Source organism: Pseudomonas mandelii, assembly GCF_024138395.1.
Lineage (GTDB): Bacteria > Pseudomonadota > Gammaproteobacteria > Pseudomonadales > Pseudomonadaceae > Aquipseudomonas > Aquipseudomonas mandelii_E.
The window spans coordinates 13,994-37,249 of sequence record NZ_JAMYDU010000020.1 but is presented as its reverse complement, the minus strand read 5'-3'; the positions used below and the strand labels follow the sequence as shown (position 1 = coordinate 37,249).

Here is a 23,256-nt window from a genome sequence, read left to right as displayed (position 1 = left end):
GTGCCCCGGAAATAATGGAACAGAACATCACCCGGTGGTTGGCCCACCGGGTGATAGAACCATCAGCGCACTGGTGGTGCGTATTGAATGCCGCCAGCGTTCCACAGAGCGTTCAGCCCGCGGTCGATTTCCAGCGCAGTGCTCTTGCCAAGGTTCTTCTCGAACACTTCGCCGTAGTTACCGACTTGCTTGACGATCTGCACGACCCAGTCTTTCTTCACTTTCAGGTCTTTGCCATATTCACCGTCAGTGCCGAGCATACGAGCCACGTCCGGGTTCTTGGTGGCCTTGGCTTCGGCTTCGACGTTCTTCGAAGTGATGCCTGCTTCTTCAGCGTTGAGCATGGCGTAGCCAGTCCAGCGCACGATGGCCAGCCATTCGTCGTCGCCATTACGCACGACCGGGCCCAGCGGTTCCTTGGAAATGGTTTCCGGCAGAACCACGTAGTCCTTCGGCGAAGCCAGCTTGCTGCGCTGGGCGAACAGCTGGGATTTGTCGGAGGTCAGTACGTCGCAACGACCGGATTCAAGCGACTTGGCGCTTTCATCGGAGGTGTCGAAGGTGATCGGGGTGTACTTCAGACCGTTGCCACGGAAGTAGTCGGAAACGTTCAGCTCGGTGGTAGTGCCGGCCTGGATGCAGATGGTTGCGCCATCCAGCTCTTTGGCGCTCTTGACGCCCAGTTTGTTGTTTACCAGGAAGCCGATGCCGTCGTAGTAGGTGATGAAGCCCGGGAACTTGAGGCCCATGCCCGCGTCACGGGAGCTGGTCATGGTGGTGTTGCGCGACAGGATGTCGATTTCACCGGATTGCAACGCGGTGAAGCGCTCTTTGGCGTTCAACTGGCTGAACTTGACCTTGGTCGCATCGCCGAAAACGGCAGCAGCCACAGCGCGGCAGAAGTCAGCGTCGATCCCGACGATCTTGCCAGTGGAATCCGGAACCGAGAAGCCCGGCAGACCGTCGCTTACACCGCACTGTACGAAACCTTTCTTTTGCACAGCATCCAGGGTTGCACCCGCCTGAGCGAACCCGCTGACACCGAGCACTGCGGCTGCAGTCACGATGGCCAGGGTGGATTTCAACATCTTCATTCAAACCTCCAGTTTTGCTCTTGTTGTGTCGGAGCTTGAGCCCTGTCGCACCCTTTTGAGGCGTTGCTGACCCTTGTTGGCTTTTTTTAGGGTCAACCGACATAAGGACCGTCGCCATGAGTCTAGTAGGAGAAAATCCACATTATGGATAACGCCCTTCTCACCAATCGGCCGAACGGGCTGTAGCCCTTTCACGTTCGCGAAGCCCGTAGCGGCCACTGGCGAACATCCATCACCGGATTCTTTGCTATCCCACGACCAGCCGTACACTGATAGTGTTACCGCCAGGCATGAGATTGGTTGCACAGGCTTCCCCATAGCAAACCCCGTACCAGACCGCTCGCTAAAGCGATTAAGCGACAGGTCAATAGCAAAACTTTCAGCCTTGCGACATCTTCTTAACTGATCAACCAGACGCGCACTCAGAGCTCGCACTCAATTGAGACGCACGCACACATATGGAGCACCCATGACCGAGCCCTTGATTCTGCAACCCGTCAAGCCCGCAGACGCCTGCGTAATTTGGCTGCACGGGCTGGGCGCCGACCGCTACGATTTCCTGCCGGTAGCTGAAGCGCTGCAGGAAACCCTGTTGACCACTCGCTTCGTTCTGCCCCAGGCACCGACTCGCGCCGTCACTATCAATGGCGGCTACGAAATGCCGAGCTGGTACGACATATTGGCCATGAGCCCGGCGCGCGCGATCAGCCGCGAGCAGCTGGAAGTGTCCGCGCAGCGGGTCTTTGATTTGATCGAAGAGCAGAAGGCCAGCGGAATAGACGCCTCGCGCATCTTTCTCGCCGGGTTTTCCCAAGGCGGCGCGGTGGTGTTGCACACGGCCTTTGTGAAATGGCAGGGACCGCTGGGTGGCGTACTTGCCCTCTCGACTTATGCACCGACCTTCAGCGCTGAACTGGAGCTTTCCGCCAGCCAGCAGCGCATTCCGGTGCTGTCTTTGCACGGCCAGTACGATGACGTTGTGCAAAACTCCATGGGCCGGACCGCGTACGAGTATTTAAAGCAACATGGTGTCACCGTGACATGGCAGGAATACCCAATGGGCCACGAAGTGTTACCCGAAGAAATTCGTGACATCGGCGTCTGGCTCGCCGAGCGTTTGCGTTAAAAACTACCCATTGATCCATCCCACTACGCCGCGCCCGATTCTTGCATTACACTGGCCGGCGTATATTCCTTAACCAATTGATGAGATGACCGTGCTCAAAGCACTCAAGAAAATGTTCGGTAAAAGCGAGACTGAGCAGCTCGCGCCAGTCTCCAGCGCTCCTTCTCATACTCCCAGCCACCGCACCGACGGTAATCAGCCTGGCCGGACCGCAACCGTAGCGGTACCGAAGCACGAACCGGTGACCACACCGACCGCCCCCTCGGCACCGGCCATTGCCTCTGAGCAGCCGCGCAGCGAAGCCCCGAAACCGGTAAAACCGCGTCGCGAACCCAAGCCAAAAGCGCCGGTTATTCCCTGGAAACTCGAAGACTTCGTCGTCGAACCCCAGGAAGGCAAAACCCGCTTCCACGATTTCAAACTCGCCCCCGAACTGATGCACGCCATTCAGGACCTGGGGTTTCCGTATTGCACGCCGATCCAGGCGCAGGTGCTTGGTTTCACCCTCGCAGGCAAAGACGCCATCGGTCGCGCCCAGACAGGCACTGGCAAAACCGCCGCCTTCCTGATTTCGATCATCACTCAGCTGCTGCAAACCCCGCCGCCCAAAGAGCGCTACATGGGTGAACCGCGGGCACTGATCATCGCCCCGACCCGGGAGCTGGTGGTGCAGATCGCCAAGGACGCAGCCGACCTGACCAAGTACACCGGCCTCAATGTCATGACATTTGTCGGCGGCATGGACTTCGACAAGCAGCTCAAGCACCTCGAAGCCCGTCACTGCGACATCCTCGTGGCCACTCCGGGCCGCTTGCTCGACTTCAACCAGCGCGGCGATGTGCACCTGGACATGGTCGAAGTCATGGTGCTGGACGAAGCCGACCGGATGCTCGACATGGGTTTCATCCCACAAGTGCGTCAGATCATTCGCCAGACTCCGCCGAAGAACGAGCGTCAGACACTACTGTTCTCCGCGACCTTCACCGAAGACGTGATGAACCTCGCCAAGCAATGGACCACCGACCCGTCGATCGTCGAGATCGAAGCGCAGAACGTGGCCAGCGAAAACGTCGAGCAACACATCTACGCGGTGGCCGGTGCCGATAAATACAAACTGCTCTACAACCTGGTCAACGATAACGGCTGGGAACGGGTGATGGTCTTCGCCAACCGCAAGGACGAAGTGCGGCGGATCGAAGAACGCCTGGTACGCGATGGCGTCAACGCGGCGCAACTGTCTGGCGATGTGCCGCAGCACAAGCGCATCAAGACCCTCGAAGGCTTCCGCGAAGGCAAGATCCGCGTGCTGGTGGCCACCGATGTGGCCGGTCGCGGCATTCACATCGACGGCATCAGCCACGTGATCAACTTCACCCTGCCGGAAGTCCCGGACGACTATGTACATCGCATCGGTCGTACTGGCCGTGCCGGCGCGGATGGCGTGTCCATCAGCTTTGCCGGTGAAGACGACTCCTACCAGCTGCCGTCCATCGAGGCGCTGCTGGGTCGCAAGATCAGTTGTGAAACGCCACCCACGCATCTGCTGCGGGCGGTCGAGCGCAAGCGCCCGTAACTCGGGGCTTTCAGAAAGAGGCGCAGCCGGAAACGGACTGCGCTTTTTTTTCGTCCGGCTTTTTTCAACAGGAGCTTGCTCGATACAACTAAAAGTCCATAATGGACAAATTAGTTTACTTTCAGCGCGAGCCAACGATGCCCAGCACGCCTTACGTGATCACCCAATCCCAGGCCCGCGAACTGCTGGCGCAAGTCGATGTGCCGCAGATCTTGCGCAAGTTGTTCCGCGACCTGGCCGCCGGGCAAGCCGTGCAGCCGGCGCAACAGTTAGTGGAATTCCCGCAAGGTGCCGGAGACTTCATCAACTACCTGGGTGTGCTGGCCGAAGATGGGGTATATGGCGTCAAGACATCGCCTTACATCGTGCGCGAGCAAGGTCCACTGGTGACCGCCTGGACGCTGCTGATGTCGATGCAAACCGGCCAGCCGCTGCTGCTCTGCGATGCCGGTGAACTGACTACCGCACGCACCGCCGCAACGACGGCGGTGGCGGTCGATGCCCTCGCGCCTCTGAAGGCCCGGCGCCTGGCGATCATCGGCAGCGGCAAGGTGGCCCAGGCGCATCTGCACTACGTGAAAGACCTGCGAGACTGGCAAAGCATCAACCTCTATTCGCCGAGCCTGAATGGCAAGAACCCCGAAGCGCTGGCACAGCTCAAAAGCCTCGATCCACGGCTGAGCCTCGTCGACAGTTGCGAAGCCGCGATTGAAAACGCCGACGTGATCATGCTCTGCACCTCGTCCGCCGGCCCGGTGATCGACCCGTCGAACTTAAGCAAACCGGCGCTAATCACCTCCATCAGCACCAACGCCCCGCGCGCCCATGAGGTGCCGCCGCAGAGCCTCGATGACATGCAGGTGTTCTGTGACTATCGTCAAACCACTCCGGGTTCGGCCGGTGAAATGCTGATCGCCGGTGAGCAGCATGGCTGGGACAAGCGTTCGATTGTTGGTGATCTGCCCGATTTGCTCAGCGAAAAAATCCAGCGTCCAGACTACGACCGACATGTGTTTTTCCGTTCCATCGGCCTGGGCCTGGAGGACATCGCGCTGGCCAATGCCCTTTACCAACTACAGCGCTGACACCACGCCCTTGTAGGAGCTGTCGAGTGAAACGAGGCTGCGATCTTTTGATCTTCCCTTTAAAAAGCAAAGTCAAAAGATCGCAGCCTCGTTTCACTCGTCAGCTCCTACAGGGGAACTCCACAATTTCGGCATTTGCGCCCCCACAGGAGACGTTCATGAGCCAGGCAGATTTCATCATCATCGGCGGCGGAATTGCCGGCGCTTCCACCGGTTTCTGGCTGTCTCAGCACGGGCGGGTGGTTGTGCTCGAACGCGAATCCCATCCGGCCTATCACTCCACCGGACGCTCGGCGGCGCTGTTCACCGCCGCTTACGGCACACCGCAGGTTCGTGCTCTGACCCAGGCCAGCCGGGATTTCTTCGACACACCGCCAGCCGGTTTCTGCGAACACCCATTGCTGACCCCGCGCGGCGAGATGACCGTCGACTTCACTGGCGATCCGGCCGAGCTGAGTAATCAATACCTGAGCGCCAAAGCCACGGTGCCGCAAATGCAATGGCTCAGCGCTGACGAAGCCTGTGCGCGTCTGCCGATCTTGCGTCGGGAAAAAGTCCATGGCGCGATCTACGACCCGACCGCCAGCGACATCGATACCGACGCCCTGCATCAGGGCTATCTGCGCGGTATCCGGCGCAATAAAAGTGAAGTTCATACGGACAGCGAAGTGCTCAGCCTGACCCGGGATGCCGAAGGACTGTGGCAGGTTCAAACCGCGACTCAGACTTTCAGCGCCCCGATCATCATCAATGCCGCCGGTGCCTGGGCCGACAAGATTGGCGAGCTGGCCGGTGCCCAACCTCTGGGCGTGCAACCCAAGCGCCGGGCAGCCTTTATCTTTGCCGGCCCCGAGGGCCTGGATATCCATGACTGGCCAATGCTGGTCAGCCTCGATGAATCCTTCTATATGAAGCCCGACGCCGGCATGTTCCTCGGCTCACCCGCCAATGCCGACCCGGTAGAACCGCACGACGTGCAGCCCGAAGAGCTGGACATCGCCATGGGCATTTACCAGATCGAAGAAGCCACCACCCTGACCATCCGCCGCCCCACCCGCACCTGGGCTGGCCTGCGCAGTTTCGTGCGCGACGGTGATTTGCTGTCCGGCTTCGATCAGCAGGTGCCGGGGCTGTTCTGGGTCGCGGCGCAAGGCGGTTATGGCATCCAGACGTCGCCGGCCATGGGCCAGGCCAGCGCTGCATTGGTCCGCGGTGAAGCCTTGCCCGAGCAGCTCACCCGTTTCGGCCTGGACGCCGGAATGCTCTCCCCCGCCCGCCTGAGCTGATTCTGATCCTGCCCCTCAGGTGACGTGTCCACACGATTGCGGCAAACTTCCAGCGTCCCTTTTTAAACGGGGCGCTGACGCTGCCTGGAGTTCCACTGAATGAACGCACCTGAAAAAGACTCGGCCCTGGACGCGACATCCATGGACAACTTTCGCGCGATTGCCGATGCGATCGCCACGTTGTTCTTCCCCCACGCCGAGGTGGTGCTGCACGACCTGCGCACGCAAAAGGTCGATTACATCGCCAACAACCTGTCCAAACGGGAAATCGGCGACGACTCCTCGCTGGAAGACATGCTCAGTGAAGAGGTCAGCGAACGAAACATCGGGCCGTACGAAAAGCTCAACTGGGACGGCCAGAAGATTCGCAGCCTCAGCAGCGTGCTGCGCGACAGCGAAGGGCGTCCGCTGGCGGTGCTGTGCATCAACCTGAATATCTCGCTGTTCGAAAACGCGAAAGCGGCGCTGGATCTGTTCCTGTCGCCGACCAAGCTGATCCCGCAACCGGACTCACTGTTTCGCGATGACTGGCAGGAACGGATCAACACCTTTCTGCACGCCTGGCTGCGCGAGCGTCAGTTGAGCCTGAATGTGCTGACCCGCGATCACAAACGCGAGCTGGTGCTGGCGCTGCACGCCGAAGGCGCCTTCAAAGGCAAAAGCGCCTCCAACTATGTGGCCAATGTGCTGAACATGGGGCGGGCGACGGTGTACAAGCATTTGAAGGAATTGAAGGGTTGAGCTTTGAGATCTGCGTCAATTGAAAGGACCCCTTCGCGGGCAAGCCTCGCTCCTACAGTCCAACGTTGTCACAAATCGGGTGAACGACGCGAAACCTGTAGGAGCGAGGCTTGCCCGCGATAGCGATTTGTCAGTCGCCGTAGATATCCGACTTGAAATACTTCTGCGAAATCTTCTGATACTCGCCATTGGCGCGAATCTCATCGATCGCCTTGTTCAGATCGGCCACCAACTGCGTATTGCCCTTGCGCACGGCAATCCCGGCGCCCTCGCCCACGTATTTCGGATCCTTGAGCTCCGGCCCGACAAACGCGTAGCCTTTGCCACGCGGCATCGACAGGAAGTCATTCAAGGGAATGGTGTCGGCAAAAATCGCATCGAGACGACCGGCTGCCAGATCCATATAGATTTCTTCGTTGTTGGCGTAGCGTTTGACGTTGACGCCCATCGGTTCGAAAACCTCGGCTGCAAAACGGTCGGTGGTGGTTGCGCGCTGCACGCCGACATTCTTGCCCTTGAGGCTGGCGTACTGGTCATCCACTATGGCGCCATCCTTCATCACCAGACGCGATGAGGTGAAGTAATACTTGTGAGTGAAATCCACCGATTTCTTACGGTCTTCGTTAATGGTCATGGACGACAGCGCCATGTCGATTTTCTTCACTTTCAGGGAAGGAATCAGACCGTCGAACTCGCCTTCGACCCACTCACATTTGACCTTCATCTGCGCGCACAGGGCATTGCCGATCTCGTAGTCGAAACCGACTATCTTGCCTTCCTGGGTTTTGGACGCGAACGGCGGATAAGCCGCTTCGATGCCGATGCGCAGGTTTTTCTCGGCGGCGAACACGCTACTGCACGCCAACAGGCTCAGGGCCAGACCGGTGATGAGGGGGAATTTCTTCATATTCGTTCTCTCGCGGGTTGTTGTTGGTTTGGCAAGACAGAAGAAGAACTGAAACGGGGGCAAACACATTTTTGTACTTGGAATTCCATACTGGACTTTTATGTATTTTCCGTCAATCGGGCAGACAGGTTAATGCCTGGCCTCTGGTCGGGCGCTAGCCAAATGTGAAAAAGGCCGGGTCGGTGCTCCGCGAACAAGCGAAACACCGACCCGGCCCTCAGGAACCGCCCAGACAGTTATTCCAGCGCGGCAGCCGGCCCGAAGAACTCGTAACGGCTCTGCTCCTCTGGCACACCCAAAGCCTTGAGGTGCCGCTTGATCGTTGCCATGAAGCCTTTAGGCCCCAGGAAGTACGCATCCACATCACGCTGTTCCGGCAACCACTCGCCGAGTTGCGCCTGGCTCAACAGGCCAACCTTGTCCGCCGCCGGACTGATGCCATCATCTTCGGCGTAGCAATAAAAACGCTTGAGCTGCGGATGACGCTCGGCCAGCCCATCGATCCAGTCACGGAACGCATGCACGCTACCGTTGCGCGCGCAGTGAATAAAGTGCACCGGCCGCTCGGTTGCCAGCGCCGCTTCGAGCATCGCCAGCGTCGGAGTGATGCCGACGCCGCCACTGATCAGCACCAGCGGTTTGTTGCTGGTGGTCAGGGTGAAGTCGCCCGCTGGTGGGAATAGCAGGATGCTCGCGCCGATGTGCAGTTGATCGTGCAAATGGTTGGAAGCGCGGCCGCCGGTTTCACGCTTGACGCTGATGCGGTACTGGCCCTTGTTGGCCAGCGCCGACAGCGAATAGTTACGTCGAATTTCTTCGCCATCGAGGATCAGTTTCATGCCGATGTACTGGCCAGGCTCTGCCGCGAGAATCGGGCCCTTGTCTGCCGGCTCGAAGTAGAACGAGGTGATTTCCGCGCTTTCTTCCACCTTGGCCGCCACGATGAACTCCCGCGCACCCCGCCAGCCGCCCGGTGCCTGCGCTTTCTGGTCGTAGATGCTGGCTTCGGCGCCAATCAGGATCTCGGCCAATTGACCGTAGGCAGCGCCCCAGGCACTCATCACTTCAGGCGTGGCAATCTCTTCGCCCAGCACTTCGGAAATTGCTCGCAACAGGCAGCTACCCACGATCGGGTAATGTTCCGGAAGGATTTGCAGGGCCACGTGCTTGTTGATGATCTTGACCACCAGGTCGCCCAACTGATCGAGCTGGTCGATGTGCCGCGCATACATCAATACACCGTTGGCCAGGGCGCGAGGCTGATCGCCGCTGGCTTGGTGGGCCTGGTTGAACAGCGGGCGGACTTCCGGATATTCGGAGAGCATCATGCGGTAGAAGTGAGCGATCAACGCTTCGCCGCCGCTTTCCAGCAACGGCACGGTGGACTTGACGATGGCACGGTCTTGAACGCTAAGCATAAGAGCAACTCCTGGGCTTTATATGAATAACCTTTACGTATCAGTTTCCATGCCAACAATTAAAACCTTATAAATCAGTAAGTTAATAACATAGTAGTCATATAGACACCCAAGGCTTTATAGTCATACCGACTACACGGAGTCATTATGACTGCAAAATTACTGCTCACGACCCTGCTGCCCCTGGTCTCCGACCTGTCCCGCGAATTGCCCGAAGGCGAGCGCTACCGACGCCTGCTCGAAGCCATGCGCGCCCTGCTCCCCTGCGACGCCGCGGCCCTGCTGCGACTCGATGGCGAATGGCTGGTGCCGCTGGCGGTGGATGGATTGAGCACCGACACCCTCGGCCGACGTTTCAAGGTCAGCGAACACCCGCGCTTCGAAGCGCTGCTCAGCAGTCACGGCCCGACTCGCTTTGCCGCCGACAGCGATTTGCCCGATCCTTATGACGGCCTGGTCGATGGTCTTCACGATCACCTGGAAGTTCACGACTGCATGGGCTGCCCGTTGTTTATTGACGAGCGTCCGTGGGGTTTGCTGACCCTGGACGCGCTTGACCCTGAACGTTTCGAACCGATCGAACTGGACGCCCTGCAAGCCTTCGCCAGCCTCGCCGCCGCCACGGTCAACGCCGCCGAGCGCATCGAACGGTTGGCCAATCGCGCCGAAGACGAACATCAGCGCGCCGAGGTTTACCGTCAGGCCAGTGGTCAACAGAACCGCGAAATGATCGGCCAGAGCAAGGCTCACAAACGGCTGGTGGAAGAGATCAGCCTGGTGGGCGGCAGCGACCTGACGGTGCTGATCACCGGCGAAACCGGAGTCGGCAAAGAGCTGGTGGCCCAGGCCATCCACGCGGCGTCCCCACGGGCCGACAAACCAATCATCAGCCTCAATTGCGCCGCCCTGCCGGACACATTGGTGGAGAGCGAATTGTTCGGCCATGTGCGCGGTGCTTTCACCGGGGCGACGAATGATCGACGCGGCAAGTTCGAACTGGCCAATGGCGGCACATTGTTTCTCGATGAAGTCGGCGAACTGTCACTGACGGTGCAAGCCAAATTATTGAGGGTGCTGCAGAGCGGGCAATTGCAGCGCCTGGGCTCGGACAAGGAGCATCAGGTCGACGTGCGATTGATCGCAGCAACCAACCGCGACCTGGCCGAAGAAGTGCGCAGCGGTCGCTACCGCGCCGACTTTTATCATCGCCTGAGCGTTTACCCGCTGCTGGTGCCGGCATTGCGCGATCGCGCTCGGGATGTGCTGTTGCTCAGCGGCTACTTCCTGGAGCAAAACCGCTCACGCATGGGCCTCAACAGTCTGCGCCTGACCAGCGATGCGCAAGCGGCATTATTGGCGTATGACTGGCCGGGGAACGTGCGGGAGCTGGAGCATTTGATTGGTCGCAGTGCGTTGAAGGCGTTGGGTAACTGCAAACAACGGCCGAAGATTCTCAGTTTGAGCGCGGCGGATCTGGACTTGCCCAATGGCAGCATTGAACCTGCGCCAAAACCGGTGGATGCTGCACCGGCGGCTGCATTAATTGCAGGGGATTTGCGTGAGGCCACCGAGCATTATCAGCGCCAATTGATCAGCGCTTGCCTGGAACGTCACCACAATAACTGGGCCAGCGCGGCACGGGAGCTGGGTCTGGATCGGGCGAACCTTGGACGGATGGCCAAGCGATTGGGTATGAAGTAAGCCTGATCTCCTGTAGCAGCTGCCGAAGGCTGCGTTCGAGGACGAAGTCCTCGCCAAACCGGTCACCGCCCTTGTACCTGGAAATGTTTCATGCGCAGGTTTTACGACTGCTTCGCAGCCGAACGCAGCCTTCGGCAGCTGCTACAAAGATCGCGTTGGTCGTTATGCTGGGGATTACTTCTAAAGCCTGCCCCCAACAAGTCGATAACCCGGCATCGATAGCTGTTGGCGATCTTCACAATCGCCCATCACCTTTTTCCACAGAAGGTTTTTATGTCTTCCAACAAAGCCCGCGCAGATTCACTTTCGCTTCTGCTGTTTACCTTGCGCAGCGGCAAGCTGATGGCGATCAACCTGCTGAAAGTCAGCGAAATCATCCCCTGCCCGCCGCTGACCAAGCTGCCGGAGTCGCATCCCCACGTCAAAGGCATCGCCACCCTGCGCGGCGCATCGTTGTCGGTGATCGACCTTAGCCGCGCCATCGGCGAGCGACCGCTGGAAGACCCGAACGGTGGCTGCCTGATCGTCACCGACGTCAGCCGCTCCAAGCAGGGCCTCCACGTTCAGGCGGTGAGCAAAATCGTCCACTGCCTGACCACCGACATTCGTCCACCGCCCTTCGGCTCTGGCGGTGTGCGCTCGTACATCACCGGCGTGACCTCGGTCGATGGCACCCTGGTGCAAGTGCTGGACATCGAAAAGGTCATCCACGGCATCGCTCCGGCACAGATCGAAACGGCCCCGACTGAATTAAGCATGGAAGACGCCGAAGTACTCGGCAACGCGCGGATTCTGGTGGTCGATGACAGCCAGGTCGCCCTGCAACAATCGGTGCACACCCTGCGCAACCTCGGCCTGCAATGCCACACCGCTCGCAGCGCCAAGGAAGCCATCGACTGCCTGCTGGACCTGCAAGGCACCGCCCAGCAGATCAACCTGATCGTCTCCGATATCGAAATGTCGGAAATGGACGGCTATGCCCTCACCCGCACCTTGCGCGAAACGCCGGACTTCTCGCACCTCTATGTGTTGTTGCACACCTCGCTGGACAGCGCGATGAACAGCGAGAAGGCTCGACTGGCCGGGGCCAACGCGGTGCTGACCAAATTCTCCTCGCCGGAACTGACCAAATGCCTGATCGCGGCGGCCAGGGCCGTCACCGAACAAGGTCACTGAGTTGTGGCTGAGGTTTTTTGTTTTCTGATGCGGCGCAACCTCGTGGAGGATGTGCCGCCTTTCACTTGGCCAAATGGCATTGAGTTGACCGAGTACCGTCCCGAACTGGCCGAAGCCGTTCATCACTTGATGGAACTCGGCTATCTGGAAGGTAGCGGTCGCGTACCGGCGCTGGAAGTCTGGCAACAGCGTTTCGAAACCGATCCTGAATACGATCCGTCTTTGTGCTTCATCGCGCTCGACGCCGAAGGCATCGTCGGTGTCGCCCAATGCTGGACCAGTGCCTACATCAAGAGCCTGGTGGTGCATCCGCGCGCTCAAGGCCTCGGACTTGGCCGTGCATTGCTGCTAAATGCTTTCAATGTTTTTCAGCAACGTCGCGAAGGTTTTGTGGATCTGAAGGTGCTGGAAAACAACCTTCGGGCACAGCGTTTGTATGAAAGTGCCGGGATGTATGTGGTCCGCCGGGAACCGGTTCCAACCTGACACCGTCTTCGCGGGCAAGCCTCGCTCCTACAGGGTTCGGTGACCTGTGTAGGAGCGAGGCTTGCCCGCGAAGAGGTCCGCATAACTAATCCAAAACCATCAGGCATACTCCTGACCTCGGCCACTACACGCCAAGGATGCTCAAACCATGAAAACCATCACCCTGACCTTCCTCTGCCTCACCACCCTCGCCACCCAAACCCACGCCTCCAGCCCCGACGCCTGGGCCACCTACGACAAAGCCGTGCTCGCCAGCTGCACCAAAACCAGCGGCCTGAAGAACGTCAAACCCGTCGGCAATGCCGCGCAGTTCGATGACCGGGTCGGTTATACCGCGCTCCTGCTGCAAGGCCAGTACCCGCAAAAACACATGAAAGGCCAGCAAGGCACCGAGCTGTGCCTCTACAACAAGAAGAGCAAAACCGCCTACGTGACCGAGTGGGACTCCATCCGCCCAACAGCAAAATCGCAGTGAATGGCGCATAACTTGCTTCGGCACAGGCCTTTGCGGTGGCTTTTTGTCGCCATTTCATGCCCCCACAGGTGACTGGCCGTTCGATGAATACAACGTTTTCCTGCGTAGGTTGCGGCAAATGCTGCAACGACCACCACGTGCCCCTGACACTGGCCGAAGCCCGGATGTGGGCGGCCGATGGCGGTCAGGTGATCGTGCTGGTGGAGGCCTTCCTCGCCAATGGCCTGGGCCTGCCCATGCAACAACGCGAACACGCCGAACGCCGTTCAATTGTGGTTCGAAGCGGCGCCTGCGACGCGCACGTGGCGATCACCTTTGCCGCCTATAACGTCGGCCCCTGCCGGAATCTTGACGAAGATAACCTCTGCCGCATCTACGAATGCCGACCGCTGGTGTGCCGCATCTACCCAATGGAAATCAATCCGCACATCCCGCTCAACCCGGCAATCAAGGAATGCCCGCCCGAGTCGTGGGAAACAGGGTCTGATTTAATCATCGGGGGTGAGCTGGTGGATCAGGAACTGGCGGGATTGATCCAGCGCTCCCGTCAGGCGGATCGCGATGAGATTCAGACCAAGGAGGCGATTTGCGCGTTATTGGGGATTCGGACGACAGCGCTGAAGGGCGATGGCTTTACTGCTTATCTGCCGGACATGACGGCGTTTGCCATGGTCATTGATCAGGTGGCGCAACAGCCGTTGGCGGGGTCGGGCGGTGAATGGGTCTTTCATGTGTCAGGTGATGATATTGCCGGGCAAGTGTTGGCGGCCGGGGCGCAGGTGGCAACTGAGGTGCCAGTGAACTATGCGTTTATTTCGTTGCGGGCGGGCTGAGCCAAAGGATGTGTTGTATTTAATGGCCTCATCGCGAGCAGGCTCGCTCCCACAGGGATTTCGTCGTACACAATATCTGTGTCTCATGAAGATCAAATGTGGGAGCGAGCCGGCTCCGGGCGGCGTTCCGACGATGACGATAGATCAGGCACCGCAGAGGTAAAAACTCAGCGCTTACCCATCGAACGACGAGTGCCAGGAGGCGCTGCACCCGGAGTCTTGGTGTGACCGTTCTTGGCGCCATTCTTGTACCAAGGCTGATTGGCATTCTTCGCCGCGGCCAATTCACCCGGCTTGAACGGAAACTTGAATGCAGGGATCGCCGCTTTGGTTTCGCTGTCTGCGCTGGAGTCGACGCTGTCTGGCAGGTCTGCCTGGTCGTCGCTCAAGGCGTCGGCAACCGGCGGTTGTGTCGGGGAAGTCATGAAAGCTCCGGGTGATGCTCAAAGAGTCGGGCCCGGTAGGCGAGCCGCGAAAGGCAGCAGTATACCTGTCTCAGGGACAGCAAGCTGCAGTTGGTCAGTCGGGTTTTGGCCCAATAAAAAGGCGATCCATTCGGATCGCCTTTTTATTACTTCACCACCTTCAAACTCGGTCGACCGCTGGGACGCGGCGGCTCGCTGTCGGGTGGCGGAACATCATCATCCGGCTCGATCTCTTCCTCGTCTTCCAGAGGCGATTCCATATCGAACACCATGCCCTGACCGTTTTCCCGGGCGTAAATGCCCAGGATCGATGCGATAGGCACGTACAGGGTATGCGGCACGCCACCGAAGCGCCCCTCGAAACTGACTGCCTCGTTGTCCATGTGCAGATGACGCACGGCCGCAGGGGAAACATTCAGGACAATCTGTCCGTCACTGGCAAACCCCTGAGGCACCTGCACCGATGGATACTCGGAATTAACCAGCATGTGCGGGGTGCAATCGTTGTCCACAATCCACTCGTAGAGCGCGCGGACCAGATAAGGTCGACTGGAGTTCATAGCGGCTCCTTAAGCCTTAGCGCATATCGCGTTCGACACCAGACAGACTCGCCTGGAAAGCCTCACGCGCAAACGAGCGCTCCATATAATCAAGCAGCGGCTTGGCAGGCCGCGGCAGTTCAATACCCAGAATCGGCAATCGCCAGAGTATTGGCAATAGGCAGCAATCCACCAGACTTTGTTCCTCGCTGAGGAAAAACGGCTTGTCGGCAAACAGCGGCGACACGCCTGTCAGGCTTTCGCGCAGCTCTTTACGAGCCACGACACGGGCTGCTTCCTTGGTCCGCGAATCCAGAATCAGATCCACCAGGCCACACCAGTCACGCTGAATGCGATGAATCAGCAGACGACTGTTGGCACGCGCCACAGGATAAACCGGCAGCAATGGCGGGTGCGGGTAGCGCTCATCCAGATATTCCATCACCACGGTCGACTCCCACAACGCCAGGTCACGATCGACCAGGGTGGGCAGGCTTCCGTAAGGGTTCACCTCAATCAGTTTAGGCGGCTGGCGACCAGCTTCCACGTAAATGATCTCGGCGCTGACACCCTTCTCTGCAAGTACGATGCGCACTCGGTGGGAATAGTGGTCGGCGGGGTCGGAGTAACAGGCCAACCGATTGGTCACGCCCATGGCGGTCCTCCTCGCTTGTTGAAATTATCGGAAACGGAAAAACACGCGCGCCCAGAGGGCGCCTCCCGTAACGCCTGGCTCACCAGACTCGTTACACCTTCAGAGACGCCCCTGGGCGCGCGCGATTAACAGCAATGGCTTACAGCTTTATCAATGGACGTCTTTCCAGTATTCACGCTTGAGCAAGTAAGCGAATACGAAGAAGAACGCCAGGTACAGCAACACATAGGTACCGATGCGCTGATGCTGCAGCTTCACCGGGTTGGCCGAGTAGGCCAGGAAAGTCACCAGATTCTTGACCTTCTCGTCGAACTGCTCTTCGTTCAGCGTGCCGGTTTTTGGCAATACAGTCAGTTGATCGCAGGCTTCATGGGTCAAAGCGGTGCCGGTCAGCGGATCGTATTGCTTCTTGCCGTCTTCGACGACTTGAACTTGTTTACAGCCTACCACTTGACGACCCTGCAGGCCGACCAGAACGTTAGGCATGCCGACGTTCGGGAACACCTTGTTGTTCACGCCCCAAGGACGCGACGGGTCTTCATAGAACGAACGCAGGTAGCCGTAAAGCCAGTCGGTGCCACGAACACGAGCCACCAGCGTCAGGTCGGGCGGTGCCGCACCGAACCAGTTTTTGGCGTCCGCCGGCTGCATGCCGATGTTCATGTGATCGCCGATCTTGGCGCCGGTGAACACCAGATTCTCAAGCATCAGCTCATGAGGAATACCCAGGTCATCGGCGACGCGCTCGTAGCGCTGGAACTTGGCGCTGTGGCAGCCCATGCAATAGTTGGCGAATGTACGTGCGCCGTCTTGCATGGCAGCCTTGTCGGAAACGTCGATATCGACTTTTTCCAGCTCCGGGCCACTCGATGTCGATGCGAAAGACAGTCCAGGCATCGCCGCAAGAATCAGTACAGCAAATAGCTTTTTCATCAGCCAGTCACCCTTTCCGGAACCGGTTTGGTCTTCTCGAGCCTGGTGTAGAACGGCATCAGAATGAAGTAGGCGAAGTACAGGAAGGTACATACCTGCGACAGCAACGTACGGCCTGGCGTTGGCGCCAGAACACCCAACACACCCAGGATCACGAACGAGATGCAGAACACCCACAACCAGATCTTGCTCAGCCAGCCTTTGTAGCGCATCGACTTGACCGGGCTACGATCCAGCCATGGCAGGACGAACAGCACAGCGATGGCCGCGCCCATGGCGATTACGCCCAGGAGCTTGTCCGGAACTGCCCGCAGAATCGCGTAGAACGGTGTGAAGTACCAGACCGGAGCGATGTGCTCAGGGGTCTTGAAGGCGTTCGCCACTTCAAAGTTCGGCTTCTCGAGGAAGTAGCCACCCATTTCCGGGAAGAAGAATACGATCGAGCAGAAGATGAACAGGAACACCACCACACCGACGATATCTTTCACGGTGTAGTACGGGTGGAAGGCGATGCCGTCCAGCGGTACGCCGTTTTCGTCTTTGTACTTCTTGATGTCGACGCCATCCGGGTTGTTCGAACCGACTTCGTGCAGCGCCAGAATGTGCACCACCACTAGACCGAGGATCACGATCGGCAGGGCAACCACATGCAAGGCGAAGAAGCGGTTCAGGGTAATACCGGAAATCAGGTAGTCGCCACGAATCCACTGGGTCAGGTCGTTACCGATGACCGGGATTGCACCGAACAGCGAGATGATCACCTGGGCACCCCAGTAGGACATCTGGCCCCACGGCAGCAGATAACCCATGAAGGCCTCAGCCATCAACGCCAGGTAGATCAGCATGCCGAACACCCATACCAGCTCGCGCGGCTTCTGGTACGAACCATAAAGCAGGCCACGGAACATATGCAGGTAAACGACGATGAAGAACATCGAAGCACCGACTGCGTGCAGCATGCGCAGGATCGAGCCGTGCTCGACGTCGCGCATGATGTATTCGACGGAAGCAAACGCTTCTTCCGCCGACGGGGTGTAGCTCATGGTCAGCCAGATACCGGTAACGAGCTGGTTGACCAGAACGAGCAGTGCCAGGGAGCCAAAGAAATAGAAGAAGTTGAAGTTCTTCGGGGCGTAGTACTTGCTGAGATGGTCTTCCCACATTTTGGTCGCGGGGAAGCGCGCATCAACCCAATCCATGAACTTGCTCATCACGCTTTCTCCGTATCGACGCCAATGACAATGAGGTCATCGGTCTCATAGGAATGCGGGGGAACTGGCAGGTTCAAAGGCGCGGGTTGCGACTTGTAGACGCGGCCAGCCAAATCGTAGTGGGAACCGTGGCAAGGGCAGAAATAACCCCCTACCCAATCCTTGCCCAGGTCTGCTGGTGCTACTTCCGGGCGGAAGGTCGGTGAGCAACCCAGGTGAGTGCAGATACCGATCAGCAGCAGAACTTCTGGCTTGATCGAACGCGTCTCCGGGTCGACATACGTCGGTTGCGTCGAGTTCTTGGAGGTCGGGTCAGACAGCTGGCCCTCGATCTTTTTCAGATTCCCCAGGATTTCCTCGGTACGGCGGACAATGAACACCGGCTGACCGCGCCACTCAGCAATCATTTGCTGGCCTGGCTCGATTTTGCTGACATTCACTTTCACCGGTGCACCTGCAGCTTTCGCCTTGGCACTGGGAAACCATGACCCCACGAACGGGACCGCAGCCCCCACCGCTCCTGCAGCACCCACCACGGATGTGGCTGCTACCAAGAAGCGACGCCGGCCTGCATTCACGCCGTCATTGCTCATTCAGTCCTCTCCCATCAGCTTTGTGGCCTGTTAAATCAGGCGTCTACTAAGTAAAAATCTGAACTTATAAAAATTTTGCCGAATGGTAATGAAAAGCCCCAATTCTGACAAGGTAATTACCGAGGGGCTCCACTGCCAAGCCTTGCAGTATAGGGCTTCTGCGAATGTGGCAAGTTGTCACAGCGCAATTCCTCGATAAATCGCGCCCATAAAAAAACGCCCAGCTTCGCGAGGAAACTGGGCGTTCTTTTTGAACGTGAAAGCGAATTAACGCTTCGAGTACTGCGGACGCTTACGCGCTTTACGCAGACCAACTTTCTTACGTTCAACTTCACGAGCATCGCGAGTAACGAAGCCGGCTTTGCGCAGAGCGCCACGCAGGGTTTCGTCGTACTGCATCAGTGCGCGAGTGATACCGTGGCGGATTGCGCCAGCTTGACCACTTACACCACCGCCGATCACGGTGACGTAGATGTCGAACTTCTCGACAGTCTCAGTCAATTCCAGCGGCTGACGAACTACCATGCGGGCAGTTTCGCGGCCGAAGAAATTATCCAGCGAACGGTTGTTGATGGAGATGTTACCAGTACCCGGACGCAGGAAAACGCGTGCGGTTGCGGTCTTGCGACGGCCAGTGCCGTAATTTTGAGTCGCCGACATAATGAACTATTCCGTTAAAACTTCAGTTCTTGGGGCTGCTGAGCAGTATGAGGGTGTACAGCGCCCGCATAGACTTTCAGCTTACGATACATGTCGCGACCCAGCGGGTTCTTAGGCAGCATGCCTTTGACCGCGGTCTCGATCACGCGCTCAGGGGCTTTAGCGATCAGCTTTTCGAAATTGATCGACTTGATGCCGCCCGGGAAACCGGAGTGGGAGTAGTAGATTTTGTCGGTGGTTTTAGCACCGGTTACACGAATCTGCTCGGCATTGATAACGACGATGTAATCGCCGGTGTCAACGTGAGGAGTGTACTCAGCTTTATGCTTGCCACGCAGACGGCTCGCGATTTCGGTGGCCAGACGACCCAGGGTCTGACCTGCAGCGTCGACGACAAACCAGTCGCGCTGTACTGTTTCCGGTTTAGCAGTAAAAGTTTTCATTCTTTATAGCCTCAGGGGCCGCCCTGTAAATTAGACGGCGGATCTTACTGAATAGTGCGTACTTTGACAAGTCAAAGGCAGCCGGATACAGACGCTTTCGGGGGCTCGGGTCGGCGCGTCCGTTCAACGGCAAGATTCTTCGGCGGCGGCGCATCACTTCCACTGCAGAAAGAGGTGCGCAATTATGCAGATTGCGAAAAATAATTCAACCTGCTTTTATGATTGTTTTGCCCAAGGAGCACCCGATGGACTATCGCCAGCTAGGCCGTACCGATCTGAACGTGAGTGCAATCTGCCTCGGCACCATGACCTGGGGCGAGCAAAACAGCGAGGCTGAAGCCTTCGCCCAGATCGAACGGGCCAAGAGCGCCGGGATCAATTTCATCGACACCGCCGAGATGTACCCCGTGCCGCCCAAGGCCGAAACCTACGCCACCACCGAGCGCTACATCGGCAATTACTTCAAAAGTCGCGGCGATCGCGCCGACTGGATCCTGGCGAGCAAGATCGCCGGCCCCGGCAACACCATCGACTACATCCGCGACAAAAACCTCAAGCACAACCGCGAGCACATCGTCCAGGCCGTGGATGCGAGCCTCAAGCGCTTGCAGACCGACTACATCGACCTCTATCAGTTGCACTGGCCGGAACGCAGTACCAATTTCTTCGGACAACTGGGCTACAAGCACACGAGCGAAGTCAACCTCACGCCGTTGGAAGACACCCTCGAAGCACTGGACGAACAGGTCAAGGCCGGCAAGATCCGCCACATCGGCCTGTCCAACGAAACCCCGTGGGGCACCATGCGCTTCCTCGCCATTGCCGAAGCCCGGGGCTGGCCGCGCGCGGTGTCGATCCAGAACCCTTACAACCTGCTCAATCGCAGCTTCGAAGTCGGCCTGGCGGAAATCGCCATCCGCGAACAGTGTGGTTTGCTCGCCTACTCGCCGCTGGCGTTCGGCTTCCTGTCGGGCAAGTACGAAGGTGGCGCGCGCCCGCCCAAAGGTCGTCTGAGCCTCTACAGCCGCTTCAGCCGCTATTTCAATCCGCAATCGGAAGCGGCATGCAGCCGTTACGTGGCACTGGCGCGTGAACACGGCCTGGATCCAGCGCAGATGGCACTGGCATTCGTCACACAGCAACCGTTCGTCACCAGCAACATCATTGGCGCCACCACGCTTGAGCAGCTTGAAAGCAATTTAGCGAGCTTCGAGCTGAAACTTTCCGACGAAGTGTTGGCGGGGATCGAGGCGATTCACCAGGATCATCCGAATCCTGCTCCTTGATTGATTCATAGGCCCAATCGCGGGCAAGCCACGCTCTCACAGGGAAATCACAAACCTGTGGGAGCGTGGCTTGCCCGCGATGGCGTCCGCCCAGTCGCTGCAAATTACAGCGACCGCGCAATAATCTCCTTCATGATTTCATTGGTCCCGGCATAGATCCGCTGCACCCGCGCATCCGCCCATGCCCGGGCGATCGGGTATTCCCACATGAACCCGTAACCGCCATGCAACTGCACGCACTCATCGAGCACCTTGCATTGCAGGTCGGTGCCCCAGTACTTGGCCATTGCCGCCGTCGGCACGTCGAGCTTGCCTTGCAGGTGCAGTTCCAGGCAGCGATCGACGAAAACCCGGCCGATCTGGATTTCGGTCGCCATTTCAGCGAGCTTGAAGCGAGTGTTCTGAAAGTCGGCGATGGCCTTGCCGAAAGCCTTGCGCTCACGGGTGTAATCCAGCGTCCATTGCAATGCCGCTTCGGCTGACGCCAAGCCGCCCACCGCAACTGTCAGACGCTCCTGCGGCAATTCCTGCATCAGGTAAGCGAAGCCCATTCCGGCCTGGCCCAGCAGGTTTTCCTTTGGCACCCGCACGTCCTGGAAGAACAGCTCCGAGGTGTCCTGAGCCTTCATGCCAACCTTTTCCAGACGCTTGCCCTTGGCGAAGCCCGGCGTATTGGCCTCCACCAGAAACAGGCTGGTACCCTTCGCCCCTGCCTTCGGATCGGTCTTGGCCACGACGATCACCAGGTCAGCCAGAAAACCATTGGTGATGAAGGTCTTCGAACCGTTGATCACGTATTCGTCGCCCTCCAGCACGGCGGTGGTTTTCACCCCTTGCAGATCGGAACCGGCACCCGGCTCGGTCATGGCAATCGCGGTGACCATCTCGCCAGACACCAGTTTGGGCAGGTATTTGTGTTTCAGCGCTTCACTGCCGTAATGCAGGATGTAAGGCGCCACAATGTCCGAATGAAGAGAAAAACCGATGCCGGTCAGACCCAGACGACCAACCTCTTCGATCACCACCGCACTGTAGAGAAAGTCTGCCCCCAGCCCGCCGTATTCTTCCGGCAGATGCGAACAGAGCATCCCCGCCTCCCCCGCCTTGTTCCAGAGTTTGCGGTCGATATAGCCTTGTTTTTCCCATTGCCCATGGAACGGCACGGCCTCTTTTTCGAGGAACATTCGCACGCTGTCGCGAAAAAGTTCGTGCTCGGAGCTGAACAACGTTCTGGGGATCATGCGGCACCTGTGGTTATTGTTAGCCGGAATTGACCTCTAGAGACTAAGCCTCGCATCCGATACAGGACACTGGACACATCCGACAAAAAATAAGACGATCCAGCCGTCTGGTGACCACTTTCCCCTATAAGAATAAAGTTGAATTATGTCTAACCAAGTCTCCACGCCCTTGCGGCGCGTCAGCATCCTGGCTATCGACCGGGTTTTCGCTTCCACCCTCATGCAGGCCAAGGATTTCTTCCATCTGGCCAGCCTGCGCTATGGCAAACAACTGGGCCACGGCCTGACACCGGCGTTTGAAACCCGGCTGGTCAGCCCCGACGGCAAACCGGTGAACAGCTTCAGCGATGTGATCATGCCAGTGGACGGTGGCCTGGAAAACGCCGACGTCATCATCCTTCCCGCCTTCTGGGACGATTTCGACACGCTCTGCAAACGTTATCCACAGGTCCTGCCGTGGCTGCGTCAGCAGCATGCACGCGGTGCCGTGTTGTGTGGCGAGGCCACCGGCGTGTTCTGGCTGGCCGAGGCCGGGCTGCTCGATGGCAAGGAAGCGACGACCTACTGGCGTTTCTTCAATGCGTTTGCCGAGCGCTTCCCGCAGGTCCAGCTCAATCAGGACAAACACCTGACCGACGCCGACAACCTGTATTGCGCCGGCGGCACCACCTCGGCCTGTGACCTCTACATTTACCTGATCGAGCGTTTTTGCGGCGCCAACGTGGCCCAGGCCGTGGCCCGCGACATTCTTTACGAAGTGCAGCGCAGCTATGCCCCGGGGCGGATCGGTTTCGGCGGGCAGAAACTGCATCAGGACGTGATCATCCTGCAGATCCAGCATTGGCTCGAAGAACACTTCGCCGACAAGTTCCGCTTCGAAGACGTGGCCCGCGAGCACGGCATGAGCATCCGCAACTTCATGCGCCGCTTCCAGACCGCCACCGGCGACAAACCGCTGCATTACCTGCAGCGACTACGCATCGAAACCGCCAAGGGCTTGTTGTCCGGCAGCCGCAAGAGCATCAAGACCATCAGCTATGAAGTTGGTTACGACGACGCGAGCTTCTTCGCCCGGCTGTTCCGGCAGCATACGGAGTTGTCGCCGAACCAGTATCGGCAGCAGTTTCAGCAGGCGGCGTGATACTCAAATCCAACACACATCCCATGTGGGAGCGAGCCTGCTCGCGATAGCGGTATCACATTAAACATTGATGTGACTGACACACCGCAATCGCGAGCAGGCTCGGTCCCACGGGGTCGTGCGCCCTCCATTTAATACAGGGCTTTTTCCCACGGCAAAAAACGAATTGAGAGCCCCGCCCCGCCCCGTTTTGCGGCTAGGCGCTGATCGCTGCAGTCTTCAACATCT

Annotated in this window: 24 protein-coding genes; 12 read left to right on the top strand and 12 right to left on the bottom strand. The window is 58.4% G+C overall.

What is annotated here, in order from left to right:
- Positions 1-62: 62 nt before the first annotated feature.
- Positions 63-1,094 (bottom strand): amino acid ABC transporter substrate-binding protein, encoded by a 1,032-nt coding sequence (locus tag NHU87_RS22610; RefSeq protein ID WP_253552633.1) that lies wholly within the window; start codon positions 1,092-1,094, stop codon positions 63-65.
- Positions 1,095-1,563: 469 nt separating this feature from the next.
- Between NHU87_RS22610 and NHU87_RS22605 the strand changes: the two genes are divergently transcribed.
- From NHU87_RS22605 to NHU87_RS22585, 5 genes are all read left to right on the top strand, one after another.
- Positions 1,564-2,220, top strand: coding sequence for an alpha/beta hydrolase (locus tag NHU87_RS22605; protein ID WP_253552632.1), 657 nt, complete (start codon positions 1,564-1,566; stop codon positions 2,218-2,220).
- A gap of 85 nt (positions 2,221-2,305) precedes the next feature.
- A complete protein-coding gene (rhlB, locus tag NHU87_RS22600; RefSeq protein WP_253552631.1) occupies positions 2,306-3,793 on the top strand; it encodes an ATP-dependent RNA helicase RhlB in 1,488 nt (495 codons plus the stop codon).
- A 137-nt stretch (positions 3,794-3,930) separates the two neighbouring features.
- The gene (locus NHU87_RS22595) at positions 3,931-4,878 is read left to right on the top strand and encodes an ornithine cyclodeaminase family protein (RefSeq protein ID WP_253552683.1); all 948 of its coding nucleotides are present in this window, start codon (positions 3,931-3,933) and stop codon (positions 4,876-4,878) included.
- Positions 4,879-5,036: 158 nt separating this feature from the next.
- Positions 5,037-6,164: an NAD(P)/FAD-dependent oxidoreductase gene (locus NHU87_RS22590; RefSeq protein ID WP_253552630.1), complete on the top strand. Its 1,128-nt coding sequence runs from the start codon at positions 5,037-5,039 to the stop codon at positions 6,162-6,164.
- Between the two features lie 99 nt (positions 6,165-6,263).
- Entirely contained in the window at positions 6,264-6,905 is a 642-nt protein-coding gene (locus NHU87_RS22585; RefSeq protein ID WP_038981650.1) for a helix-turn-helix transcriptional regulator, read from the top strand.
- 130 nt (positions 6,906-7,035) lie between these two features.
- Here the strand turns inward: NHU87_RS22585 and NHU87_RS22580 are convergent, their stop codons facing one another.
- Both NHU87_RS22580 and hmpA read right to left on the bottom strand, forming a co-directional pair.
- Positions 7,036-7,812: an ABC transporter substrate-binding protein gene (locus NHU87_RS22580; RefSeq protein ID WP_253552629.1), complete on the bottom strand. Its 777-nt coding sequence runs from the start codon at positions 7,810-7,812 to the stop codon at positions 7,036-7,038.
- A 236-nt stretch (positions 7,813-8,048) separates the two neighbouring features.
- Positions 8,049-9,230, bottom strand: a complete 1,182-nt coding sequence (gene hmpA / locus NHU87_RS22575) for an NO-inducible flavohemoprotein (protein WP_253552627.1) — start codon at positions 9,228-9,230, stop codon at positions 8,049-8,051.
- A 147-nt stretch (positions 9,231-9,377) separates the two neighbouring features.
- On the opposite strand from hmpA, the gene norR reads away from it, so the two are divergent.
- The 5 genes from norR (at position 9,378) to NHU87_RS22550 (ending at position 13,901) form a co-directional block, all read left to right on the top strand.
- Positions 9,378-10,931: a nitric oxide reductase transcriptional regulator NorR gene (norR, locus tag NHU87_RS22570; RefSeq protein WP_253552626.1), complete on the top strand. Its 1,554-nt coding sequence runs from the start codon at positions 9,378-9,380 to the stop codon at positions 10,929-10,931.
- 273 nt (positions 10,932-11,204) lie between these two features.
- Positions 11,205-12,107: a chemotaxis protein CheV gene (locus NHU87_RS22565; RefSeq protein ID WP_008072097.1), complete on the top strand. Its 903-nt coding sequence runs from the start codon at positions 11,205-11,207 to the stop codon at positions 12,105-12,107.
- Between the two features lie 27 nt (positions 12,108-12,134).
- Positions 12,135-12,593, top strand: a complete 459-nt coding sequence (locus NHU87_RS22560; protein WP_253552625.1) for a GNAT family N-acetyltransferase — start codon at positions 12,135-12,137, stop codon at positions 12,591-12,593.
- A gap of 148 nt (positions 12,594-12,741) precedes the next feature.
- On the top strand, positions 12,742-13,068 hold the full coding sequence (locus NHU87_RS22555) for a hypothetical protein (protein WP_253552624.1): 327 nt from the start codon (positions 12,742-12,744) through the stop codon (positions 13,066-13,068).
- An 83-nt stretch (positions 13,069-13,151) separates the two neighbouring features.
- On the top strand, positions 13,152-13,901 hold the full coding sequence (locus NHU87_RS22550) for a YkgJ family cysteine cluster protein (protein WP_253552623.1): 750 nt from the start codon (positions 13,152-13,154) through the stop codon (positions 13,899-13,901).
- Positions 13,902-14,068: 167 nt separating this feature from the next.
- Here NHU87_RS22550 and NHU87_RS22545 read toward each other — a convergent pair whose 3' ends face one another.
- The 8 genes from NHU87_RS22545 to rplM all read right to left on the bottom strand — a co-directional run bounded on the left by NHU87_RS22545 (position 14,069) and on the right by rplM (position 19,360).
- Positions 14,069-14,326, bottom strand: a complete 258-nt coding sequence (locus NHU87_RS22545; protein ID WP_054045524.1) for a hypothetical protein — start codon at positions 14,324-14,326, stop codon at positions 14,069-14,071.
- 146 nt (positions 14,327-14,472) lie between these two features.
- Positions 14,473-14,886 carry a ClpXP protease specificity-enhancing factor gene (locus tag NHU87_RS22540; protein WP_008004998.1) on the bottom strand — a complete coding sequence of 138 codons (414 nt, stop codon included), beginning with the start codon at positions 14,884-14,886 and terminating at the stop codon, positions 14,473-14,475.
- 16 nt (positions 14,887-14,902) lie between these two features.
- Positions 14,903-15,520, bottom strand: a complete 618-nt coding sequence (locus NHU87_RS22535; protein WP_007905304.1) for a glutathione S-transferase N-terminal domain-containing protein — start codon at positions 15,518-15,520, stop codon at positions 14,903-14,905.
- Positions 15,521-15,670: 150 nt separating this feature from the next.
- A complete protein-coding gene (locus NHU87_RS22530) occupies positions 15,671-16,453 on the bottom strand; it encodes a cytochrome c1 (protein WP_253552622.1) in 783 nt (260 codons plus the stop codon).
- The gene (locus tag NHU87_RS22525; protein ID WP_253552620.1) at positions 16,453-17,664 is read right to left on the bottom strand and encodes a cytochrome b; all 1,212 of its coding nucleotides are present in this window, start codon (positions 17,662-17,664) and stop codon (positions 16,453-16,455) included. Before NHU87_RS22525 ends, NHU87_RS22530 begins: the two co-directional genes overlap by 1 nt.
- The gene (petA, locus tag NHU87_RS22520) at positions 17,664-18,257 is read right to left on the bottom strand and encodes a ubiquinol-cytochrome c reductase iron-sulfur subunit (RefSeq protein ID WP_253552618.1); all 594 of its coding nucleotides are present in this window, start codon (positions 18,255-18,257) and stop codon (positions 17,664-17,666) included. Before petA ends, NHU87_RS22525 begins: the two co-directional genes overlap by 1 nt.
- A gap of 267 nt (positions 18,258-18,524) precedes the next feature.
- Complete coding sequence (gene rpsI / locus NHU87_RS22515) at positions 18,525-18,917, bottom strand: 30S ribosomal protein S9 (protein WP_002555064.1); 393 nt, start codon at positions 18,915-18,917, stop codon at positions 18,525-18,527.
- A 14-nt stretch (positions 18,918-18,931) separates the two neighbouring features.
- On the bottom strand, positions 18,932-19,360 hold the full coding sequence (rplM, locus tag NHU87_RS22510; RefSeq protein ID WP_007905295.1) for a 50S ribosomal protein L13: 429 nt from the start codon (positions 19,358-19,360) through the stop codon (positions 18,932-18,934).
- Positions 19,361-19,605: 245 nt separating this feature from the next.
- On the opposite strand from rplM, the gene NHU87_RS22505 reads away from it, so the two are divergent.
- Positions 19,606-20,646, top strand: coding sequence for an NADP(H)-dependent aldo-keto reductase (locus NHU87_RS22505; RefSeq protein WP_253552616.1), 1,041 nt, complete (start codon positions 19,606-19,608; stop codon positions 20,644-20,646).
- A gap of 104 nt (positions 20,647-20,750) precedes the next feature.
- Here the strand turns inward: NHU87_RS22505 and NHU87_RS22500 are convergent, their stop codons facing one another.
- Positions 20,751-21,887, bottom strand: coding sequence for an acyl-CoA dehydrogenase family protein (locus tag NHU87_RS22500; RefSeq protein WP_253552614.1), 1,137 nt, complete (start codon positions 21,885-21,887; stop codon positions 20,751-20,753).
- A gap of 244 nt (positions 21,888-22,131) precedes the next feature.
- Here NHU87_RS22500 and NHU87_RS22495 point away from each other — a divergent pair, with 244 nt between their 5' ends.
- Positions 22,132-23,028, top strand: coding sequence for a GlxA family transcriptional regulator (locus NHU87_RS22495; RefSeq protein ID WP_173667540.1), 897 nt, complete (start codon positions 22,132-22,134; stop codon positions 23,026-23,028).
- The last annotated feature ends 228 nt before the right edge of the window (positions 23,029-23,256 follow it).

Bases quoted from the DNA above. Each gene is read 5' to 3' on its own strand.
- NHU87_RS22610 (WP_253552633.1), bottom strand. From the start codon at position 1,094: ATGAAGATGTTGAAATCCACCCTGGCCATCGTGACTGCAGCCGCAGTG.
- NHU87_RS22605 (WP_253552632.1), top strand. From the start codon at position 1,564: ATGACCGAGCCCTTGATTCTGCAACCCGTCAAGCCCGCAGACGCCTGC.
- rhlB (WP_253552631.1), top strand. From the start codon at position 2,306: ATGACCGTGCTCAAAGCACTCAAGAAAATGTTCGGTAAAAGCGAGACT.
- NHU87_RS22595 (WP_253552683.1), top strand. From the start codon at position 3,931: ATGCCCAGCACGCCTTACGTGATCACCCAATCCCAGGCCCGCGAACTG.
- NHU87_RS22590 (WP_253552630.1), top strand. From the start codon at position 5,037: ATGAGCCAGGCAGATTTCATCATCATCGGCGGCGGAATTGCCGGCGCT.
- NHU87_RS22585 (WP_038981650.1), top strand. From the start codon at position 6,264: ATGAACGCACCTGAAAAAGACTCGGCCCTGGACGCGACATCCATGGAC.
- NHU87_RS22580 (WP_253552629.1), bottom strand. From the start codon at position 7,812: ATGAAGAAATTCCCCCTCATCACCGGTCTGGCCCTGAGCCTGTTGGCG.
- hmpA (WP_253552627.1), bottom strand. From the start codon at position 9,230: ATGCTTAGCGTTCAAGACCGTGCCATCGTCAAGTCCACCGTGCCGTTG.
- norR (WP_253552626.1), top strand. From the start codon at position 9,378: ATGACTGCAAAATTACTGCTCACGACCCTGCTGCCCCTGGTCTCCGAC.
- NHU87_RS22565 (WP_008072097.1), top strand. From the start codon at position 11,205: ATGTCTTCCAACAAAGCCCGCGCAGATTCACTTTCGCTTCTGCTGTTT.
- NHU87_RS22560 (WP_253552625.1), top strand. From the start codon at position 12,135: ATGCGGCGCAACCTCGTGGAGGATGTGCCGCCTTTCACTTGGCCAAAT.
- NHU87_RS22555 (WP_253552624.1), top strand. From the start codon at position 12,742: ATGAAAACCATCACCCTGACCTTCCTCTGCCTCACCACCCTCGCCACC.
- NHU87_RS22550 (WP_253552623.1), top strand. From the start codon at position 13,152: ATGAATACAACGTTTTCCTGCGTAGGTTGCGGCAAATGCTGCAACGAC.
- NHU87_RS22545 (WP_054045524.1), bottom strand. From the start codon at position 14,326: ATGACTTCCCCGACACAACCGCCGGTTGCCGACGCCTTGAGCGACGAC.
- NHU87_RS22540 (WP_008004998.1), bottom strand. From the start codon at position 14,886: ATGAACTCCAGTCGACCTTATCTGGTCCGCGCGCTCTACGAGTGGATT.
- NHU87_RS22535 (WP_007905304.1), bottom strand. From the start codon at position 15,520: ATGGGCGTGACCAATCGGTTGGCCTGTTACTCCGACCCCGCCGACCAC.
- NHU87_RS22530 (WP_253552622.1), bottom strand. From the start codon at position 16,453: ATGAAAAAGCTATTTGCTGTACTGATTCTTGCGGCGATGCCTGGACTG.
- NHU87_RS22525 (WP_253552620.1), bottom strand. From the start codon at position 17,664: ATGAGCAAGTTCATGGATTGGGTTGATGCGCGCTTCCCCGCGACCAAA.
- petA (WP_253552618.1), bottom strand. From the start codon at position 18,257: ATGAGCAATGACGGCGTGAATGCAGGCCGGCGTCGCTTCTTGGTAGCA.
- rpsI (WP_002555064.1), bottom strand. From the start codon at position 18,917: ATGTCGGCGACTCAAAATTACGGCACTGGCCGTCGCAAGACCGCAACC.
- rplM (WP_007905295.1), bottom strand. From the start codon at position 19,360: ATGAAAACTTTTACTGCTAAACCGGAAACAGTACAGCGCGACTGGTTT.
- NHU87_RS22505 (WP_253552616.1), top strand. From the start codon at position 19,606: ATGGACTATCGCCAGCTAGGCCGTACCGATCTGAACGTGAGTGCAATC.
- NHU87_RS22500 (WP_253552614.1), bottom strand. From the start codon at position 21,887: ATGATCCCCAGAACGTTGTTCAGCTCCGAGCACGAACTTTTTCGCGAC.